This is a genomic window from Sphingomonas sp. BE123, assembly GCF_031456015.1.
GTDB lineage: Bacteria > Pseudomonadota > Alphaproteobacteria > Sphingomonadales > Sphingomonadaceae > Sphingomonas.
Genome location: NZ_JAVDTW010000002.1, coordinates 1,439,966 through 1,459,034, shown reverse-complemented (window position 1 = coordinate 1,459,034; position 19,069 = coordinate 1,439,966). Strand labels below are relative to the sequence as shown.

Below are 19,069 nucleotides of genomic sequence, written 5' to 3'. Positions count from 1 at the left end.
GTCGAAGCCCCGATTTATGCGCATGGCCGCTGCACACCGCCATCGGGAGCCCCGCATGACTGCCCATCACCCGCTGCGCGGCGCATCCCTGTTCATTTTCGGGATTTTGCTGTTCGCGTGCCTTGACGTGACCGTCAAATATCTGGGGGCGCGGTACGATGTGCCGATGATCGTCGCGATCCGCTATGCATGCAATCTGGTGCTGATGACTGCGCTGCTCGCGCCGCGTCGCGGGCCAGAGATGCTGCGCACGCAGCGCACCGGATGGGTGATCGCCCGCGCGCTGGCGCTGTCGATCGGATCGCTGTCGATCGGCCTTGCGCTGCAGCGGATGCCGGTAGCGGAGACCAGCGCCATCCTGTTCTTTGCCCCGGTGGTGGTGATCCTGGCGGCCGGGCCACTGCTGGGCGAGAAGGTCGGCATGGCGGGAATCGGCGCGGCGGCACTGGGCTTTGTCGGGGTGCTGTTCATCGTCCGGCCCGGCGGCGGGCTCGATCCGGTCGGCGTGCTGCTGGCCGGGGTCGGGATGGTGACCACGAGCATCTACCAGCTGTTGTCACGCAGCCTGGCGCGGACCGAGAGCACCATCGCGATGCTGTTCTACACCACCCTGACCGGGACGGTAATCTTTGGCGCGATGACACCATGGTTCATCCCCGACCAGATGCCCGGCGGGTTCGACCTGCTTCTGTTGCTGAGCCTGGGCGTCTATGGCGGGTTGGGTCATTTCCTGTTCACTGCGGCGTATCGCGACACGCCGGCGTCGGTGCTGGCGTCGCTCAACTATCTGCAATTGCTGTTCGTCGCGCTGCTCGGCTGGCTGATCTTTGCGCATATTCCGGACGGCTGGAGCATGACCGGCATGGCAATCATCGCCGCGTCGGGCATCCTCGCGGCGTGGCGCGCGCGGCGCCCCCCGGTGAAGCGGAGCGTATGACGCGCGGATCGGCTTTGGATAAACGGTGTGGCACGCCCTATCTCAAGCGCATGACCCTGGTTCGCCGTTTCTTCCTGGTCGCCTTCTGGGTGGCCCTGATCACCGCATTCGTGCTGGCGGTGCTGCCCCAGCCGCCGGCCCTGCCGGGGGAGCCGAGCGACAAGGTCCAGCATATCATCGCCTTTGTCGTGCTGACCGGGCTGGCGCGGCTGGCCTATCCGCGGATGCGGCCATTGACGCTGTTGCTGGCCTTTGCACTGTTCGGCGCGCTGATCGAACTGGCGCAGCTTTATCCTGCGCTGGGCCGAACTGCATCGCTCGACGACTGGTTCGCCGATATTGCCGCCACCGCGGCGATGCTCGCGATCCTCGACCCGGCGCGGCGCGTGCTCGGGCGGCGGCGCAGGCGCTCAGCGCCCGAGCATATGGTCGACGAACCCGGCGAGGTTGCGAAACCCGGTTAGCGCGACGCTCCCCTCCTGCGCCTGTGCCGACGGGGCGAGCGCACGGGTGAAGCCGAGCTTCCCCGCTTCCTTGAGGCGCAGCGCGCCATGGGCGACCGGGCGCACCTCCCCCGACAGCGCAATCTCGCCGAACGCGACCATGTCGGTCGCGACCGGGCGTTCGGAGAGGGCCGAGATCAGCGCGGCGGCGACGGCGAGGTCGGCGGCGGGATCCTGCACGCGATAGCCGCCGGCAATGTTCAAATAGACTTCGCTGGTCGCGAAGCTGAGCCCGCAGCGGGCCTCCAGCACCGCGAGGATCATGGCGAGCCGCCCGCTGTCCCAGCCGACCACCGCGCGGCGCGGGGTGGCGCCGGAAGCGAGGCGGACGACCAGCGCCTGAATCTCGACCAGCACCGGGCGCGTCCCCTCCAGCGCGGGGAAGACAACGGTGCCGCTGACGCTTTCGTCGCGGCTGGTGAGGAACAGCGAGGACGGGTTGCCGACTTCGGTCAGCCCCTCGGTCTGCATCGCGAACACGCCGATCTCGTCGGTGCCGCCGAAGCGGTTCTTGACCGCGCGCAGGATGCGATACTGGTGGCTGCGCTCACCCTCGAACGCGAGCACGGTGTCGACCATATGTTCGAGCACGCGCGGCCCGGCGAGGCTGCCATCCTTGGTGACATGGCCGACCAGCACCAAAGCGGTGCCGCGTTCCTTGGCGAAGCGGATCAGCTCCTGCGACGAAGCGCGCACCTGACTGACCGTGCCGGGCGCGCCTTCGATCAGGTCGCTGTGCATCGTCTGGATCGAATCGATGATGAGCAGGTCCGGCGGGGTCGCGCCGCCGAGCGTGGTCAAAATGTCGCGCACGCTGGTCGCCGAAGCGAGCTGAACCGGGGCATTGCCAAGGCCGAGACGGCGGGCACGCAACCGCACCTGATCCGCCGCTTCCTCGCCCGAGACATAGGCGACGCTCTTGCCCGCCAGCGCCATCCTGGCCGCCGCCTGCAGCAACAGCGTTGATTTGCCGATGCCGGGATCGCCGCCGATCAGCGTCGCCGATGCCTCGACAAAACCGCCGCCGAGCGCACGGTCGAGCTCGGCGATGCCGGTCCCCATCCGCGCGGGCAGCGGGACATCGGCATCAAGCCCGGACAGCAGGATCATCCGCCCGCCGCCCTGAAGATTATGCTTGGCCTGAAACGGCGTGACGACCGCGCCGGCATCCTCGACCAGCGTGTTCCACTCGCCGCAATCGGCGCATTGCCCCGCCCATTGCGCGGTCACCGACCCGCATGCCTGACAGACGTAACGCTTCTTGGGTTTGGCCATGCGCCATGCCTAACCCGAGCGGAACGAAAAGGGAATATGCGTTTAGAAACGGGGGGCGATCAATCGGGTTTCGGCGCGCTTTCCGGCGTGTTGCCCGGCGGCGGGGGGCCGCCGCTGGCGGGAGCCGGGCCACGGCCGCCCTTGTTCCTGCTCGACCGGGCGGTGTTGTGATTGGCCTTGGCATCGCCCGTCTCGACCGCCGGTCCATCCGGTGCCGCGATGGTCGACTTGTTCGACCGCGCCGTATTGTGATTGGCCGCTTCATCCCCCGTCGCGGCACCGGGCGGAGGAGCCGTCTGGATCGGCGCGGACAGCAACAGCGCAGCGAAGGGAGCGAGAACGGACATCGAAGCCCTCCATCAAACGGCGTGGAACGGGGCACAGGCCGACCGTCTCGGGGCGACACGCGATCTGAACACCATTGGCGTGAATGCGCAATGAATAGCACCGGGTCGCCGCCGACGCCCGCGCCATCGCCGGACGGACGCGACGTGGCGAACCCGCCCCCCGGGCCGATTTGACATCGACTCCGACATAGGAATGCCGCAATCCCGGCGTTATGGGCGCGCGCATGAACCCGACCGATCTTCGCGTGGCGCTGTTCAGCGGCAATTACAACTATGTCCGCGACGGCGCGAACCAGGCGCTGAACAAGCTGGTGCGCCATCTGCTCGACGCGGGCGTACAGGTGCGCGTCTATTCGCCGACCGTGGCACAGCCGGCGTTCGCGCCCGAGGGGGATCTGGTCAGCGTGCCGGCGCTGCCGGTTCCGGGCGGGCGCGGCGAGTACAAGATCGCGCTGGGCCTGCCCAAGGCGCCGCGCGCGGATCTGGAGACGTTCCGGCCGAACCTGGTGCACGTGTCCGCACCGGAATTTCTGGGCCATGCCGCGGTTGCCTGGGCCAAGCGCAACGGCCTGCCGACGGTAGCATCGCTGCACACGCGGTTCGAAACCTATCCGCGTTATTATGGGCTCGGCTTTGTCGAGCCATGGCTGATCCGCCGCCTCACCCGCTTTTACAACAAGGTCGACCGGGTGGTCGTGCCGGGGAAGTCGATCGCCGACCTGATCCAGAGCTGGGGCGTGACGACCCCGGTCGGGATCTGGTCACGCGGGGTGGACCATGCCCGGTTCAACCCGCAGCGGCGCGATCTGGAGTGGCGGCGCGGTCTGGGGATCGCCGACGATGTCCCGGCCATCGGCTTTCTGGGGCGGCTGGTGCTCGAAAAAGGGCTCGACATCTTTGCCGAGGTCGCGCGCGAACTGACCCGGCGCGGGGTGCCGCACAAGGTGCTGGTCGTCGGTGAAGGGCCGGCGCGCGAATGGTTTGCGGAGCAGGTGCCCGAGGCGATCTTTACCGGCTTTCAGTCGGGCGACGCGCTGGGCCGCGCGGTGGCGTCGATGGACGTGTTCTTCAACCCGTCGGTGACCGAGACGTTCGGCAATGTGACGTCCGAAGCGATGGCGTGCGGCGTCCCGGTCGTCGCCGCGCGCGCGACCGGAGCCATGGACCTGGTGGTCGAGGGCGAAACGGGATTCCTGGTCCCGCCACGCGATGTCACCGCCTATGCCGACGCGATCGCGCGGCTCGCGCAGGATCCGGACATGCGCCACCGGTTCGGCGCGCTGGGGCACCGGCGGATGCAGGCGCATGTCTGGCCACAGGTCAATCAGGCGGTGCTGGACGCATATCTGGAGGTGATGGCGGGGCGCTGAGCCCATCAATCCTCCCCCTTGCGGGGGAGGATTGATCAGGCCCAATCGTACTTCAACCCGTCCTCGCGGAACGCGAAGCGGTCGAGATGGCGTTCGATCGCGCCCTTCAGACCTTCGGCCTGTTCGGGAGCGCTGGCGTCGATGCGGATCGCGATGCCGTCGGGTCTGGCGTCGAGCGTGACCAGCCCGTCGCCGGGCCAGTTCGCGCCGCGCGCGTCCTTCGGGAACACGATCGTGCCGTGGTCGGCGGTATAGTCGACCTTCAGATTATGCTCCCAATGCTTGCACAGCTGCTGCAGGTAGCGCGACGCCTTGTCGGTTGCGGCAAAGCCAGTTGCGGTTGCGGTCATCAGAGTCGCTCCACCTTGCGCGCGGCGGCGTCGATGATGTCGACGATCGCGTCGAGCGTCTCCTGATCGGCGTCGCCATCGCCCAGCCGCTGCATCACCGCCATCTTGAGGTTGCCCATGGCGCGGCGCACGGGGCTGCGCCCGCTCTGCTCGCGCTGGGTGCCGAGTTCGGCAAGGCGGCCCATCAGCAGCGTCACCTGTTCGGCATGTTCCTCCAGATGCGCCTGCCCCGCCGCGGTGATCGCGTAGAGCTTCTTGGCGCCCTCGGCCGCCTGTTCGGCGATATGATCCATCTCGGCGAGCAGGGTCAGGGTGGGATAGACCACGCCCGGGCTGGGCGCATAGGCGCCGCCGGTGCGCTCCTCGATCTCGCGGATCAGATCATAGCCGTGGCGCGGCTGATCGGCGATCAACGCGAGCAGGACGAGCCGCAGCTCGTCGCCGGTGAAAATGCGGCGCCGCCCGCGACCGCCGCCGCGCGGCGCTTCCCCCGCAATGTCCCATTCGACCGTGAACGGCCCCCATTGGCGGCGGCCGCGACCGGCGTGAAGCCCGTGCGGGCCAGGTCCGCGATGCTGTCTTCCAAACATGCTCTAATCCTTCTTGAGCGATTCTCGATGCGCCCAAGATATATCTTGTAAGGCTGTGTGCAAGTCCGGATCGACGGATTTTTTCAGCCGCGCGTGAGCATCGAGCGTATACCCGCCTGCACAACCGGCATCTTCGCGCCGATCCGCAGCACCGCATCGCGCGCGACGCGGGCGGCCGGACGCGGATCGGTGTAGAGCCGCACCAGCGCATTGGTGGCAGCGAACAGCGGCGCCGCCGCCGCGCGATGTCCCGCCTCATATTGCCACAGCGCCGGCGCTGCGCCGGGGTTGCGACGCCGCCGCACCGCGCGCAGCACCTGTTGCGCGAGCAGGGCCTGCCCCGACAGGCCGAGGTTGAAGCCATGCGCGGTCACCGGATGCATGCCGACGGCGGCATCGCCGATCAGCGCACAACACGGCCCGACGAAGCGATGTGCCCAGGCGGTGACCAGCGGATAGACGTGGCGCGTGCTGGCGAGCCGGAGTTCGCCGAGCCGCCGGTCGGTCCGCCGGGTCAGTTCCGCCGCCAGCACGGCATCGTCGCACTGCGCCAGCGCTGCGATCGCTTCTGTGGGCAGAGTGAGCGCGATCGAGGTCTGCTGATCGTTGAGCGGGAGCATCGCGACGGTCTGATCGAGGCCGAACCATTCGGTCGCGACCGCGTCGTGCGGAAGATCGTGCGCGACCCGGCATACCAGCATCGACCGGTCGAGCGGAGTCAACGCCGCCGCGATGCCGAGCATCGTGCGCACCGGCGAGAAGCGGCTGTCGGCAGCGACAAGCAAGCGCGCGGCAATTTGGGTTCCGTCATCGAGCCGGACCTGCGCGCCGCGTCGATCCGCCTGCGCCGCGACGACACGCCGGCCGGTGTTCAGCGTCAGCCCCGCCTGCCCCTGCACGGCCGCCCATAGCGCCGCGCGGATGCGATGGTTGGACACGAGCCAGCCAAGCTGCCCCGCCTCCCCCGGATCGAAGTCGAGCGCGAAGCTGGACACGCCATTTTGCACCCGCGCCGCGCGCAACGGCGCGACATCCGCCGCCGGCAGCATCGGCCAGATGCCAAGATCGCGCAGGATCGCGACCGAGCGCCAGGTCAGCGCGATTTCGCGGCCGTCATAGGCCGGGGCGGCAAGCGCCGAGGCAGACTGCGCCTCGACCAGCGCGACCGCGAGCCCGCTGCCGGCGAGCGAACGGGCAAAGGCAAGACCGGCCGGGCCAGCGCCGACGATGACAATGTCGCAATCGAATTCGGTTTTCATTCCCCGGCGGTGCGAGGAAGCGGCGCGCAGCGATTTGCGCTGCGTCAATCCGGATGCAAAATCGTGCTGCACCGCCTATTTAGGCAGGACATGGCCGACCTTTTTGCCGCTCACGACCCCGCCCCCATGGACGCCGCCGCTGCGGGCGGGCCGCTTGCCGACCGCTTGCGCCCGCACGACCTGAACGCCGTGGTCGGGCAGGATCACCTGACCGGGCCGGAGGGCGCGATCGGGCGCATGGTCGCGGCGCGGCGGCTGTCGTCGATCATCCTGTGGGGACCGCCGGGGACGGGCAAGACGACGACGGCACGGCTGCTGGCAGACGCGGTCGGCCTGCGCTTCGTTGCGATCAGCGCGGTGTTTTCGGGCGTCGCCGACCTCAAGAAGGTGTTCGCCGAGGCCAAGGCGCATGCCCGGTCGGGCACGCGCACATTGCTGTTCGTCGACGAGATTCATCGCTTCAACCGCGCGCAACAGGACGGGTTCCTGCCATTTGTCGAGGACGGCACGGTCACGCTGGTCGGGGCGACGACCGAAAACCCGTCCTTTGCGCTCAACGCCGCCCTGCTGAGCCGCGCCCAGGTGCTGATCCTGCGCCGGCTCGATCATCGCGCGCTCAGCCAGTTGCTCGACCGCGCCGAAACGCTGGAGGGGCGCCCCCTGCCCCTCACCGCCGAGGCGCGCGATGCGCTGGTAGCGAGCGCCGATGGCGACGGGCGTTTCCTGCTCAACCAGGCGGAAACGCTCTACTCGGTCAGCTTCGACGCGCCGCTCGACCCGGCGGGCCTGTCGGCATTCCTGCAGCGCCGCGTGGCGGTGTACGACAAGGATCGCGACGGCCATTACAACCTCATCTCAGCGCTGCACAAATCGCTGCGCGGAAGCGATCCGCAGGCGGCGCTCTATTATCTCGCGCGGATGCTGGTTGCCGGCGAAGAGCCGCTCTACGTCCTGCGGCGGCTGGTGCGGTTTGCCAGCGAGGATATCGGCCTCGCCGACCCGCAGGCGCTGGTCCAGTGTCTTGCCGCCAAGGACAGTTACGAGTTTCTGGGGTCGCCCGAGGGCGAACTGGCGATCGTACAGGCGTGCCTGTATTGCGCGACCGCGCCCAAGTCGAACGCAGCCTATGCCGCAATGAAGGCGGCGTGGCGGTCGGCGAAGGAAACCGGGTCGCTGATGCCGCCGCAGAACATTCTCAACGCGCCGACCAAGCTGATGAAGGACATCGGCTATGGCAAGGGCTATGCCTATGACCATGATGCGCCGGACGGGTTCAGCGGCACCAATTACTGGCCCGAGGAAATGACGCCGCAAATCTTCTACGCGCCGACCGATCGCGGGACGGAGAAGCGGATTGCCGAGCGGCTTGCCTGGTGGGATGCGCGGCGCGGCGGCGCGGATCGCTGATCTAGCAGGCAAAGAAGGGGGAGGGTTTCTCCCTCCCCCTCTTTGGAATGGCAGCGCTTCTGCGCGCCCTTCCCTTTCCACGGCCCCCCGGCTGGGAAAGGGGTTTGTCCGTCCACGGCCCCCCGGCTGGGACAGACAAGCTCGTGACGGCGTCCTCAGAACGGGAAGAGCGCGTCGTAGATCTGCTGGCCCCAGCGTGCCTGCTGCGCATCGGACAGCTGGCCACGGCCACCATAGCTGATCCGCGCTTCGGCGATCTGGCTGTGGCGGACCGAATTGTCGCGGCCGATATCCTGCGGACGGACCACGCCGCTGACCACCAGTTCGCGCAGTTCGTTGTTCACGCGCACTTCCTGACGGCCGCGAATGCCGAGATTGCCGTTGGGGAAGACGTTGGTGACGATCGCCGACATGGTCATGTTGATCGTTTCGGACCGGCTGATGTTACCGCCGCCGCCCGATTGCGACTTGGAATTGGTGCTGGCGAGATTGGTCGGGTCGAGCGACTTGGGCAGCAGCTTTTCAAGGCCGAGCAGCGAGGCGATGCTGGCGCTTTCCGACCCGTTGCGCACGCGCGAGGTGTTGTTGCCGACCTCGGCCTTGTCGGCGATGTTGATCTTGATCGTCAGAATGTCGCCGAGCCGCGTCGCGCGCTGGTCGCTGAGGAATGCGCCGGCGCCGGCGCGGAACAGCGAGGCCGATGGCGCGGGCGCGCTGGCGGGCGCGGCGCCGGGTGCCGCCGGCGCATTGGCGACGGCCGCGGCAACCGCACCGCCGCTATAGCCCGGCGTACCGAGCGAGCGTTCGCCGCCCGGCATCGCCATTTCCTCGGGCGCGGTCATCTTGGGCGCCTTGCCGATCCGGCCGAGGCGCTCGACGGAGCCGCAGCCGGAGACGAGCGTCGCTGCGGTAATGGCGAGAACGATCTTCTTCATCGGGTCTTCCCTCAATAAGCGATGCGCACCAGCCCGTTGCCGGCAACAAAGCCGTCAAGCGTACGCTGGGTCGAATTGGTGACGACGCGGACCGAATCGCCCGCACCGCCGCTGGTCAGGGCACGGCCCTGGGTGGTGATGGTGAGGCCGCCGGTCTTGTAGGCGATCAGCACCGGTTCACCGCGGCGGACCAGCCGCGGGGTAATCACGTCGCTGATCCGGACGATCGATCCGGGCGCCAGCGGGCGCAGCGCTTCGAGCCCCTGCGCGGCGCTGGCTTCCAGGGCACCGCGGCCCATGTTGGGCGAACGCTTTTCATAGACGAAATCGTCGGCGGAAAGCAGTTCGCCGCGCTGAACCGGACGCGCGAGGATCGCGACCTCGACCTGGGCCGGCGCGGTCCGCACGGCAGCAGGTGCAGCTCCGGTCTGGGCGGGGGCGGGCACCGGCACGAGCGCCAGTGCGATGAAGGCGAGACGGTAGACCATCAGCGCAGCTGGCTGGTCGTGGCCAGCATTTCATCAGCGGTCTTCACGACGCGGCTGTTCATTTCATAGGCGCGCTGCGCGGTGATCAGCGCGGTGATTTCGGCCACCGGATTGACGTTCGACGCCTCGACAAAGCCCTGCTGCAGCACGCCGAACCCGGCTTCGCCCGGATTGGCGAGCGTCGCCTGACCCGATGCCGCGGTTTCGAGGAACAGGTTGCCGCCCTGTGCTTCAAGCCCGGCTTCGTTGATGAAGGTCGCGAGCTGGAGCTGGCCGACATTCTGCGGCTCGGGCTGGCCGGCGAGGATCACCTGGACCTCACCCGTTTTCGACACGGTGACGTCGATCGCCTCGGCCGGAATGGTGATCCCGGGCTGAACCGGGAAGCCGTCGGCGTTGACCAGTTCGCCCTGGTCGGACAGCTGGAACGAACCGTCGCGGGTATAGGCGGTTTCACCCGACGGCAGCGTGACCGCGAAATAGCCGCGCCCCTGGATCGCCATGTCATAGCGGTTGTCGGTCTGGGTCATCGCGCCCTGGGTCGCGATGCGATAGACGCCGCCGGTCTTGACGCCCGCGCCGATCTGGATGCCGGTCGGCACGCGGCTGTCGGGGCCGGACGCGCCGCCGGGCCGGGTCACCTGCTGATAGAGCAGGTCCTGAAACTCGGCACGCTGGCGCTTGTACGCCGTCGTGTTCATGTTCGCGATGTTGTTCGAGATGACATCGACATTGGTCTGCTGCGCGAGCATGCCCGTGCCGGCAATGGAGAGGGTACGCATGGATCAGTCTCCGTGGAAATGGGGTCAGCCGAAGCGGCCAAGCTTGTCGATCGCGGACTTGCGCAAGTCGCCCAGCGCCTCCGACATCTTCATGCTGGTCTGATAGGCACGCAGGATTTCGACCATGTTGGTGGTTTCGACGATCGCCTGGACGTTCGATCCTTCGACCCCGCCGGTCTTGAGCTTCGTATCGGCAGCGGCGAGTTCGCGCCCGCCGGTGCCGGCAAAGGTGCCGTCGCCGCGCGGATCGACCATGCGTTCGTCGTCGAACACCGTCACCGCGACGCGACCGACCTGCGCGTCGCCCGCGCTGACCGTGCCGTCCTTGCCGATGCTGACCTGTCCGGCCTGTTCGAGCGGGATCGTGATCGGCCGGCCACCTTCGCCAAGCAGCGCAAGGCCGCCTGCGGTCTGCAGCGTCCCGTCCTCACCGACCTTGAGATACCCCGCGCGCGTATAGGCGGTGCCGCCTTCGGGCGTTTCGACCGCCAGATAGCCCGGCCCGTCGATCATCACGTCGATCGGGTTGCCGGTAGCCATGAACGCACCCGCGCTCTGGTCATGCACTGCGCCATAGTCGAGCACCATCGACGTCGTCCGCACGGGTGCGTCCGAACCGCCCGCCGTCTGCTCCACGAATTCGCGGAACACCGGCGCCTCGCGCTTGAACCCGGCCGTCGAGATATTGGCCATGTTGTTCGCGCTCACGTCGAGCCGACGCCGGAGCGCCTGATTGTGACTCAGCAGCACATAGGATGAGATATCCATCGCGACCGCCCTTCGAAAAAATTCGTCCAAGTTTTTTGCGGCTAGGCAAATGTTGCCGCCCCACTCCCCTATAATAGGAACATTCCGCCGGTCCGGTCGCGGATGGGCAAAGAGATTGGGACGCAAGACATGAGCGACGACATCATCGTCGAGGCCAAGGACGGCGAGGCGGCAGCCAAGCCCAAGGGCGGCAAGAAAAAGCTGATGATCATCATCGGCGCGGCCGTGCTGGTGCTGGGCGGCGGCGGCGGCGGTGCGGCCTTCTTCCTGATGGGATCGGACAAGCCGGCGGCAAAAACTGCCGAGGGCGAGGCCGAAGCGGAAGCCGAGGCAGAAGCCGAAGCCGAGGGTGAGGCCGAGGGCGACGAAAAGGGCGGCAAGGACGGCAAGGCCGGCGCCGCCTATCTCGACGTGCCCCCGCTGGTCGTGAACCTGCGCAGCGCAGACGGCGCCGCGCGCTTCCTGAAGGTCCATTTCGTGCTGGTGCCCGGATCGGCAAGCTCGGTCGAGAAGCTGCAGGGCAAGCTGCCACTGCTGATCGATGCCTATCAGCCGTTCCTGCGCGAGCTGCGCCCCGAAGATCTGAACGGTTCGGGCGCGGTCTATCGCGTCAAGGAAGAGCTGCTGGTCCGTGCGACCCAGACGCTGGGGCCGAACCAGGTCAAGGACGTGCTGATCCAGGATCTGGTGCAACAATGAGCGACGATTTCGACGATTTCGAACTGCCCGAGCCGCCCGTGCTCGACCCCGGCGCCGATGGCGCGCTGGATCAGGCGGGGATCGACGCGCTGTTCGGCCAGGTCGGCGGCTTCAGCCAGCCGAAGGAAGGCCTGCGCGCGGTCATCGAGTCCAACGTCATCAGCCGCGAGCGGCTGCCGATGCTGGAAGTCGTGTTCGACCGCATGGTCCGCATCTTTGCGACCTCGATGCGCAACCTGACCTCGGACGCGATCGACGTCAGCCTTGAGGAAGTGACCTCGATCCGCTTCGGCGACTATCTCAACCACATCATGCTGCCCGCGATGATCGGCGTGTTCCGGGTCGAGGAGTGGGAGAATTACGGGCTGGTCTCGGTCGATTCCGGGCTGATCTATGCCGTTGTCGACGCGCTGCTCGGCGGACGGCGCGGCGGTGGCGATCAGGTGATGATCGACGGGCGCGGCTTTACCACGATCGAGACCGATCTGGTCTCGCGCATGCTGGGCCATGTGCTGAGCGACCTGTCGACGTCGATGGCGCCGATCACGCCGACCACGATCGAGCTGGAACGCGTCGAGAGCAGCCCGCGCTTCGTCGCGATCGCCGGCATGACCAACGTCTGCGCGGTCGCAACCTTCCGCGTCGACATGGACGAGCGCGGCGGACGGTTCAGCATCCTGCTGCCCTATGCGACGATCGAACCGGTCCGCCACCTGCTGAGCCAGCGGTTCATGGGCGAAAAGCTGGGCCGCGACACGATCTGGGAATCGCACATGGCGTCCGAAGTCCGCAAGGTCGACGTGACGCTGGACGTCGTGCTGGGCGAACGCGAGATGCAGCTCGGCACGGTCCGCAACTTCAAGGTCGGCGACACCATCCCGCTGTTCGCCGATCCAGACCAGCCGCTCGACATGCAATGTGGCGGCGTCACCGTCGGCCGGGCCCAGATCGGGCAGCGGTCAAGCAAGATTGCGGTGCGGCTGGTGTCCGACATCGCCAAGGAGAAGCGCGCATGACCTATTCGCTGGCAGCGAATGTGCTGACGATGGTGTTTTGCACCGTGGTGTTCGTCCAGAGCATCCGCATGATGCGTGCGCTCAACGCGCTCAAGCGCAATGACCTGGCACAGGTCGTGTCGACGCTGGATCAGGCAACGGTGCAGGCCCGGCTGGTCCTGTCGGAACTCAAGGGGACGCTGACGCAATATGCGCGCGGCACGCACGACGCCGCGCGTGCCAAGGCGGTCGCGGACGAACTGAAGATGATGATCGAAATCGCCGATTCGACCGCCGAGCGCCTGGTCGAGGCGGCCGCCGCCGCACGCCGCGCCGAGCCGGTGGAGCGTTACTGATGCGGATCCCCTTCCTGTTGCTGACTGCCGCCGCTGCCGGAATTGGCGCGGTGGCCAATGGCGTCGATGCAGCCGTGACGGTCGGCGAATCCGCCGTGCCCAAGACCCGGCTGGGCAGCCAGATCGAAGGCGAACTCAACGATGCGCAGCGCAAGGAAGCCGAACGGCGGCGCGCGCTCGACCTGCGCGAACAGGCGCTGAAGGCGGCGCGGTTGCGGCTCCAGCGCCAGCAGGCCGAGGCCAAGGCCGCGGCCGATGCCGCCGCTGCAGCGCCCGCAGCCGGCGCGCCCGGTGCCGCCGCCGGTGCGCCGACGGCGGAGGAACAGCGCTACAGCGACCTTGCCCGCATCTTCCAGTCGATGAAGCCGGCCAAGGCCGCGCCCGTGTTCGAGAAGCTGAGTCCCGATGTGCAATATCAGGTCGCGCAGCGGATGCGCGAGCGCAACGCGGCGCTGATGATGCAGGCAATGTCTCCGGACGCGGCGGCGACGCTGGGCATGGCGTTGGCGCGCGGCGGGACCGGCGCCGCCAAGCCCGCCCCCGCCCCGGCCAGCAAGGGCGCGCGCCCGGCGGCACGATAGCAGGACAGGCTTATTGTAATTCTACAATACTGACAGACGCCCGCGATCACGCCCATCCTCCACGGAACGGGGGAAATGGACGGAGAGTTGCGTGGCTGAGTCCGGTGCGGACGACGGGTCTCGTTCGAGTGACGACGTGTACCGCCGCGCGGCCTTGTTCGCGTCCGGCCTGCTGGCGCTGCACGAATCGCCGCGGCTGCACGAACTGCTTGCAGAGCTGGCGGACGCGCTGACCGTACCGATCGCCGGAATCTGTGTTCTTGGCCATGGCCATTGCTGGCTGCCGGTCGCGCACGGCCTGGCCAGCGCGCCGATTGCCGAGCGTGACACCTTTGCGGTGCAGGTGGTCGAAACGCTGACCCCGATCGCCTTTGCCGACCTGACGACCGAACCGCAGCATGCCGATGGCCTGCTGACGCGCGCGCCGCTCAATTTTTGGGCCTATGCCGCCGCACCGTTACGCGGCGTTGGCGGCACCGCGATCGGCACGGTGATCGCCGCCGACACCAAGCCGCGGCCCGATTTTCCGGCGCGGGCGATCCCGGCACTCGAAGACGTCGCGGTGCGGATCATGGAAGAGGCCGGCGCGCCGCATCACATGCGCCGCATCGGCCGCATGGCGCTGGACGGGCTGGAGGACCTGATCCGTCAGGCAACGCGCGACGGCGACGATGCGCTGGTCAGCGCGATCGACAAGGTGATGCGCGACGTCTTGCCGCGGACCGGGCTGCGCGGCGTCTGACGCTCAGGGCGCGCCGCGCGCCGCCCGCGTCTTTACCTCAAGGATCAGGACATGCCCGGCCTGGGGGTCGGCAGCGTGCGCGGCATTGTCGAGCAGCGTGGCGAGCGCCTCTGCATCCACCGCGACGCGCGGCGAGGCGCGCAACTGGGCGAAATCGAGCAATGCCGAGAGCATCGCCGCGCGCAGCGCAGGCTGCGCCGCACCGAGCGCCGCGGCATCGCCGCCTTCGCCCGGGGTCACCGCCAGCTCGAGCTCCAGATCGCCGTCCATGCGGCCGGCATCAATGATCGGCACGCGGAATTTGCCGAGCGGAACGACGGCGCTGTCACCGCCCCCGCCCCCTCCGGCGGCTCCGGCAGGCGCGGCAACGGCGAGCAGTGCCGCAGCGGCAGTCAGGCGGGCAACGGGTCGGCGCATGAGCACTCCATGAAAGCAGCAGGCGGGGACCGGATCGCCCCCCATTTCTCTATAATAGACGCAAAACCCCGTGTTGGGACCGGAATGAGCCACGATCAAAAGCCTGCGCGGATCCGCATCGTCGGCAGCGGCCTTGGCAAAGGGCCGCTGGGCGGCAGCTTTGCCACCGGCCCGGCCCGCAAGGCGCCGCGCCCCAAGCCGCCGGCCGCGCCGGGGCTGGGCCGCGGGATGATCGCATTCCTGTTCCTCGGGGCGGCGCTGATCGGCGGCATTGCCCAGGCAATTCTGGTCCTGCGCGCATGACCCTGACCCATCGCCTGCTGCTCGCGGCGCTGCTCGCGAGTTCCGCCAGCGCGGCGGTCGCCGCCGGAGATCCCAAGCCCGCGCCAGCCGCGGCTCCGGCGGCGGACGCTGCGCCCAAGGCCAAAGCGGCGCCGGGCGGCGCGGTGGTCAAGCCAGCGCCCTTTGCCGCATTCCTTGCCGAGCAGCCGCGCGCAGCCCCCGGCGAGCGCCCCGCAATCGACGTGCCGCTCGCCTGGTCGATGATCGCGCGCAGTACCGCCGAGACGCGCCAGCCAGCGCGCTGGAAGCTTGCCACCGCGCTGCTCGCCGATCAGCGGGGGCCCGAAGCGCTGGGCGTGCTCGAAACAATGCAGCGCGACGATCCCGCGCTCGACATGGTGCCGGCATGGCGGCTGGCGATCGGGACCGCGAGCGTCCTGGCCGGCCGCAACGCCGCCGCGATCGCCTGGTTCAATGCCCCCGAACTGATCAACGATGCCGAGGCCTGCGCCTGGCGGATCCGAGCCGGCGCAGCGATTGACGGGCCGGCCGGCGGTATCCTGGTTCGCTGTGCGCTCCCCGCGATGCTCGCGCGGCGTGGCGCCGAGCGGTCGGCATTTCTGCTGGCGACCGCGCGCGGGCTGATGCAATCGGGCCATCCCGACCGCGCGCTGCGCTTCCTGGCAGTGCTGCCCGACCAGTCGGCGCCCGCCAATCTGCAGCGCGGCATCGCGCTGCTCGCCACCGGTCAGAAGGAAGCGGGTAAGCTGCGGCTGGAGCGCGTCCTGCTTTCGGGCAGCGCCGAAGAACGCGCCGCCGCCGACCTGGCGCTGATCCGCGATGCGGTGGCGCGGGGTGCAGTCAAGCCCGGCGACGCGATGAAGCAGCTCGACGCCCTCACCTTCCGGTGGCGCGGCGGCACGATCGAGCAGGATGCGCTGACGCTGAAGTGGCAGATTGCCGAGCGTGCCGGCGATCCGGTGCGCGCGCTGATCGCGTCGGCAACGCTGTTCCGTCATTTCGACCTTGGCGCGCAGACCGGCCCGACGCTCACGCGTATCCAGGCACAGCTCAAGGCGCTGGTCGACGACCCCAAGCGCAAGATTTCCGACGCCGCCGGACTGTTCTGGGAATATCGCGACCTGACCCCGACCGGCGCGCCGGGCGACCTGCTGGTGATGCAGCTGGCCGACCGGCTGTCCGCCGCCGGGCTGCATCAGCGCGCCGCAGAATTGCTGCAGCACCAGATGCTGAACCGCGCGATCGACATTGCCAAGGGCCCGCTGTCGGTGCGGATCGCCCGCCTGCTGCTGCTCGCCGACAAGCCCGATCAGGTGCTGGCAGTGATGCGACGCAGCGACGGACCCGACTATCCCGCCACGATCCAGCAGGATCGGCGCCGGATGGAGGTGATCGCAACCTATCGCATGGGCCGGCGCAAGGATGCGCTGGCGATGCTGGATCAGGTCGATTCGCCCGATGGACTGCGCGCCGAAATGCTGTGGCAGGCGCGCGACTGGGCCCGGTTCGCCGAGGCCAACCGCGCATTGCTGGCGCCGCGGCGCAGCGGCCCGATCCTGCGCCAGGCGGTCGCGCTGGTGATGCTGGGCGACGAGCCCGGTCTTGCGGCGCTGCGGGCACGCTACCTCGCTTCGCTACGCGGGACCAAGGCCGGCGAGGCGCTCGGCGCTCTGGCCAATGCCACCGGCGCGGTGAACCCTGCGGCACTCGACGCCGCCATGGCCGGGTTGAGCGAACCGCCAGCGGACAGCGACCTGCTGCTGCTCGGCCGCGGCTGAGCCGCAGCCCCCTCCCCATCCGATCGTTGCAATCCGGATGCGCCGCAACGGCGCGGGCCGATTGCTGACGCCTGCGTTCCGATCGCGCGGAACCCGGCCCTGAGCCAGCGGCGCATACAAAAACGGCGGCATCCGCAGGGATGCCGCCGTCAGGTGTCGATCCGGCCGGAAGCAGAGCCCGGCCGGTCTGGGGATCCGATCAGAATTCGTCCCAATCGTCGTTGCGACGGACCAGCGCAGGGATCGCTGCAGCCGGCAGCGGCTTGATCGGCGACTGGTACATGGCACCAGCGTTACCGCCGGCGGCGGCCTTGAGCGCCGGCTTGGGCTGGGGCTGGGGCTTGGGCTTGGCAGGCGCCGGTGCGGCGGCCTTGGGCTTGGCAGGCATCGGCACGGGGGCCGCCGGGATCGCACGCGCCGGACCTTCGCTACCGGTACGGAAGGTGGCGGCGCGATCGCCGAGCAGGCGAACCTCGGAATTGAGGCTGCGCGCAGCGGCCGACGTCTCTTCGACCATCGCCGCATTCTGCTGGGTCGATTCGTCCATCGTGCCGATCGCCGAAGCGATCTGCTGGATGGCTGCTGCCTGCGCCTGATTGTCCTGCGCCATGGCGCTGAGCAGTTCGTGAACCGCAGTCACGTCGGCCGAGATACCGACCAGCGCGCCATCGACGCGCTCAACCGCGCCAACCGCGATCTCGACGTCATTCTGGGTCGTGGTCAGCTGTTCGCGCGCACGCTTGGCCTCTTCCTCCGAGCGCATGGCGAGCTGGCCGACGAGATCGGCGACGACCGCAAAGCCACGGCCAGCCTCGCCGGCGCGGCCCGCTTCCACCGCGGCGTTCATCGCAAGGACGCGGGTCTGGAACGCGATCTTGTCGAGACCCTCGATCACGCTGTCGATGCCCTTGGCGCTGTCGGCGACGCGGCCCATCGCCGAGACCGCTTCCTCGGCGGTACCGCGGCCCGTGCCGACCGTCGCCATCGCCTGATCGGCGCGGCCGACGGTGCGGCTGGCGGATTCGGCGCCGGTGCGCAGGCGATCGTTGATCTGGGCAATCGCGGCCGAAGTTTCCTCGAGCGACGCTGCCGCGCTTTCGGTGCGCCGCGCCAGATCCTCGGACGCCGCCTGGATCTCGGTCGATCCCGAGCTGATCGAGCGGACGCTTTCGGTAACCGAGACGATCAGGTCGCGCAGCGAGGTGATGGCGTTGTTGAAATTGTCCTTGAGCGCGACATAGGGGCCGGTGAACTGGGCGTTGATCGGGCGGCTGAGGTCGCCCTGCGCGAGCGCCTCGAGATGCGCCGACACGGTGTCGATGACCTGTTGCTGTTCGGCATCGGCGGCGGCCTTTGCAACCTGCGCGCGCTCCTGTTCCTGTGCCGCGTCGCGGAAGACGAGCACTGCCTGGGCCATTGCGCCCACTTCGTCGCGACGGTCGGTCCCCTCGACCGCGACGTTGTTGTTGCCGCCGGCCAGCGTGCGCATCGCGCCCTCCACCCCGAGCAGCGGCGCGATGATGGTGCGGCGCGCGATGAAGATGCCAAGGCCGACCGCGACCGCGAGGCCGAGCAGACCGACGAGCAGCATCGTCGTGACCGTGGTGTTGGTCGACGCGGTGAGCGCGTGGGCGTCCGCCGTCGCCTTTTCCGCACGATCGCGCGTGAACTGGCGCAGATCCGCACGAATCTTGAGCGCGAGCGCATCAGCTTCGGCGAGCTTCAGGCGCGCCTCTTCGTTGCGATTGACGGAGCCAAAAGCCATTGCCTCACCCACCGTCCGGTGCAGCCCGTCAATCTGGGCAGTGATGCCGTCGATCGTCGCCTTGGTCTCGGGCTCGGCTGCGGCCATGTCGCGCAGACGCTTCTGCGTTTCGTCATAGACCTGCTTTTCGCGCGCAACCGCCGCTTTCCCCTCGGCGCTGCCGCCGGGATAGGCCATGACGTGATAGCCGGCCAGGGTCATGTCGATCGTCCCCTGATAGGCTCGGGCGAGCTCGACATTGTTGGGCAGGGTGACGTCGGTCAGCTGCGAATAGCTGCGATCGACCGAGCGGATCGAAGTAACGCCGTTGAGCACCAGGGCGAGCGTGACCGCGCCGAGCATGAGCATCAGCGCCGCGATCTTGTAGGCGATCTTCAAATTGGTGAAGGCGTTCATCAAATTCTCTCTTTCTGCCGGTTCCG

At 68.2% G+C, this 19,069-nt stretch carries 22 protein-coding genes; 11 read left to right on the top strand and 11 right to left on the bottom strand.

Annotation, left to right across the window (positions count from 1 at the left end; all coding sequences use genetic code 11):
- Positions 1 to 55 precede the first annotated feature (55 nt).
- Complete coding sequence (locus J2Y54_RS15205; protein WP_310040940.1) at positions 56 to 937, top strand: DMT family transporter; 882 nt, start codon at positions 56 to 58, stop codon at positions 935 to 937.
- A gap of 50 nt (positions 938 to 987) precedes the next feature.
- On the top strand, positions 988 to 1,401 hold the full coding sequence (locus J2Y54_RS15200) for a hypothetical protein (protein ID WP_310040937.1): 414 nt from the start codon (positions 988 to 990) through the stop codon (positions 1,399 to 1,401).
- On the opposite strand, the gene radA is transcribed toward J2Y54_RS15200, so the two are convergent.
- Together radA and J2Y54_RS15190 are read right to left on the bottom strand one after the other, a co-directional pair.
- A complete protein-coding gene (gene radA / locus J2Y54_RS15195; protein ID WP_310040936.1) occupies positions 1,348 to 2,715 on the bottom strand; it encodes a DNA repair protein RadA in 1,368 nt (455 codons plus the stop codon). The genes J2Y54_RS15200 and radA overlap by 54 nt on opposite strands.
- 59 nt (positions 2,716 to 2,774) lie before the next feature.
- Positions 2,775 to 3,062, bottom strand: coding sequence for a hypothetical protein (locus J2Y54_RS15190; RefSeq protein WP_310040935.1), 288 nt, complete (start codon positions 3,060 to 3,062; stop codon positions 2,775 to 2,777).
- A gap of 224 nt (positions 3,063 to 3,286) precedes the next feature.
- Here J2Y54_RS15190 and J2Y54_RS15185 point away from each other — a divergent pair, with 224 nt between their 5' ends.
- The gene (locus J2Y54_RS15185) at positions 3,287 to 4,432 is read left to right on the top strand and encodes a glycosyltransferase family 1 protein (RefSeq protein WP_310040934.1); all 1,146 of its coding nucleotides are present in this window, start codon (positions 3,287 to 3,289) and stop codon (positions 4,430 to 4,432) included.
- Positions 4,433 to 4,467: 35 nt separating this feature from the next.
- On the opposite strand, the gene J2Y54_RS15180 is transcribed toward J2Y54_RS15185, so the two are convergent.
- The 3 genes from J2Y54_RS15180 to ubiM all read right to left on the bottom strand — a co-directional run bounded on the left by J2Y54_RS15180 (position 4,468) and on the right by ubiM (position 6,631).
- Entirely contained in the window at positions 4,468 to 4,782 is a 315-nt protein-coding gene (locus tag J2Y54_RS15180) for a DUF2218 domain-containing protein (protein ID WP_310040930.1), read from the bottom strand.
- The gene (locus tag J2Y54_RS15175) at positions 4,782 to 5,372 is read right to left on the bottom strand and encodes a PadR family transcriptional regulator (protein WP_310040928.1); all 591 of its coding nucleotides are present in this window, start codon (positions 5,370 to 5,372) and stop codon (positions 4,782 to 4,784) included. The genes J2Y54_RS15180 and J2Y54_RS15175 overlap by 1 nt, the downstream gene beginning before the upstream one ends.
- 83 nt (positions 5,373 to 5,455) lie before the next feature.
- Complete coding sequence (ubiM, locus tag J2Y54_RS15170; protein WP_310040927.1) at positions 5,456 to 6,631, bottom strand: 5-demethoxyubiquinol-8 5-hydroxylase UbiM; 1,176 nt, start codon at positions 6,629 to 6,631, stop codon at positions 5,456 to 5,458.
- Between the two features lie 90 nt (positions 6,632 to 6,721).
- Here ubiM and J2Y54_RS15165 point away from each other — a divergent pair, with 90 nt between their 5' ends.
- The gene (locus J2Y54_RS15165) at positions 6,722 to 8,038 is read left to right on the top strand and encodes a replication-associated recombination protein A (protein WP_310040925.1); all 1,317 of its coding nucleotides are present in this window, start codon (positions 6,722 to 6,724) and stop codon (positions 8,036 to 8,038) included.
- A 155-nt stretch (positions 8,039 to 8,193) separates the two neighbouring features.
- Here the strand turns inward: J2Y54_RS15165 and flgH are convergent, their stop codons facing one another.
- Genes flgH through J2Y54_RS15145 form a run of 4 tightly spaced genes read right to left on the bottom strand, consistent with a single transcriptional unit; the run spans position 8,194 to position 11,011 of the window.
- The gene (gene flgH / locus J2Y54_RS15160; protein WP_310040924.1) at positions 8,194 to 8,973 is read right to left on the bottom strand and encodes a flagellar basal body L-ring protein FlgH; all 780 of its coding nucleotides are present in this window, start codon (positions 8,971 to 8,973) and stop codon (positions 8,194 to 8,196) included.
- 11 nt (positions 8,974 to 8,984) lie between these two features.
- Entirely contained in the window at positions 8,985 to 9,461 is a 477-nt protein-coding gene (gene flgA / locus J2Y54_RS15155; protein ID WP_310040922.1) for a flagellar basal body P-ring formation chaperone FlgA, read from the bottom strand.
- The gene (flgG, locus tag J2Y54_RS15150) at positions 9,461 to 10,243 is read right to left on the bottom strand and encodes a flagellar basal-body rod protein FlgG (protein WP_310040920.1); all 783 of its coding nucleotides are present in this window, start codon (positions 10,241 to 10,243) and stop codon (positions 9,461 to 9,463) included. The genes flgA and flgG overlap by 1 nt, the downstream gene beginning before the upstream one ends.
- A 24-nt stretch (positions 10,244 to 10,267) precedes the next feature.
- Positions 10,268 to 11,011, bottom strand: coding sequence for a flagellar hook-basal body complex protein (locus J2Y54_RS15145; protein WP_310040919.1), 744 nt, complete (start codon positions 11,009 to 11,011; stop codon positions 10,268 to 10,270).
- A 129-nt stretch (positions 11,012 to 11,140) separates the two neighbouring features.
- On the opposite strand from J2Y54_RS15145, the gene J2Y54_RS15140 reads away from it, so the two are divergent.
- The 5 genes from J2Y54_RS15140 (at position 11,141) to J2Y54_RS15120 (ending at position 14,384) form a co-directional block, all read left to right on the top strand.
- A complete protein-coding gene (locus J2Y54_RS15140; protein ID WP_310040918.1) occupies positions 11,141 to 11,710 on the top strand; it encodes a flagellar basal body-associated FliL family protein in 570 nt (189 codons plus the stop codon).
- Complete coding sequence (gene fliM, locus J2Y54_RS15135) at positions 11,707 to 12,726, top strand: flagellar motor switch protein FliM (protein ID WP_310040917.1); 1,020 nt, start codon at positions 11,707 to 11,709, stop codon at positions 12,724 to 12,726. The genes J2Y54_RS15140 and fliM overlap by 4 nt, the downstream gene beginning before the upstream one ends.
- Complete coding sequence (locus tag J2Y54_RS15130; protein ID WP_310040915.1) at positions 12,723 to 13,061, top strand: DUF6468 domain-containing protein; 339 nt, start codon at positions 12,723 to 12,725, stop codon at positions 13,059 to 13,061. Before fliM ends, J2Y54_RS15130 begins: the two co-directional genes overlap by 4 nt.
- Positions 13,061 to 13,642 carry a magnesium transporter MgtE N-terminal domain-containing protein gene (locus J2Y54_RS15125; protein WP_310040913.1) on the top strand — a complete coding sequence of 194 codons (582 nt, stop codon included), beginning with the start codon at positions 13,061 to 13,063 and terminating at the stop codon, positions 13,640 to 13,642. Before J2Y54_RS15130 ends, J2Y54_RS15125 begins: the two co-directional genes overlap by 1 nt.
- Before the next feature lie 91 nt (positions 13,643 to 13,733).
- A complete protein-coding gene (locus J2Y54_RS15120; RefSeq protein ID WP_310040912.1) occupies positions 13,734 to 14,384 on the top strand; it encodes a GAF domain-containing protein in 651 nt (216 codons plus the stop codon).
- A gap of 3 nt (positions 14,385 to 14,387) precedes the next feature.
- Here the strand turns inward: J2Y54_RS15120 and J2Y54_RS15115 are convergent, their stop codons facing one another.
- Positions 14,388 to 14,801: a hypothetical protein gene (locus J2Y54_RS15115; protein ID WP_310040911.1), complete on the bottom strand. Its 414-nt coding sequence runs from the start codon at positions 14,799 to 14,801 to the stop codon at positions 14,388 to 14,390.
- 84 nt (positions 14,802 to 14,885) lie between these two features.
- On the opposite strand from J2Y54_RS15115, the gene J2Y54_RS15110 reads away from it, so the two are divergent.
- A complete protein-coding gene (locus tag J2Y54_RS15110) occupies positions 14,886 to 15,104 on the top strand; it encodes a hypothetical protein (RefSeq protein WP_310040908.1) in 219 nt (72 codons plus the stop codon).
- Positions 15,101 to 16,882 (top strand): endoglucanase, encoded by a 1,782-nt coding sequence (locus J2Y54_RS15105; RefSeq protein ID WP_310040907.1) that lies wholly within the window; start codon positions 15,101 to 15,103, stop codon positions 16,880 to 16,882. The genes J2Y54_RS15110 and J2Y54_RS15105 overlap by 4 nt, the downstream gene beginning before the upstream one ends.
- Positions 16,883 to 17,081: 199 nt before the next feature.
- On the opposite strand, the gene J2Y54_RS15100 is transcribed toward J2Y54_RS15105, so the two are convergent.
- Entirely contained in the window at positions 17,082 to 19,043 is a 1,962-nt protein-coding gene (locus J2Y54_RS15100; RefSeq protein WP_310040906.1) for a methyl-accepting chemotaxis protein, read from the bottom strand.
- Positions 19,044 to 19,069: the final 26 nt, after the last annotated feature.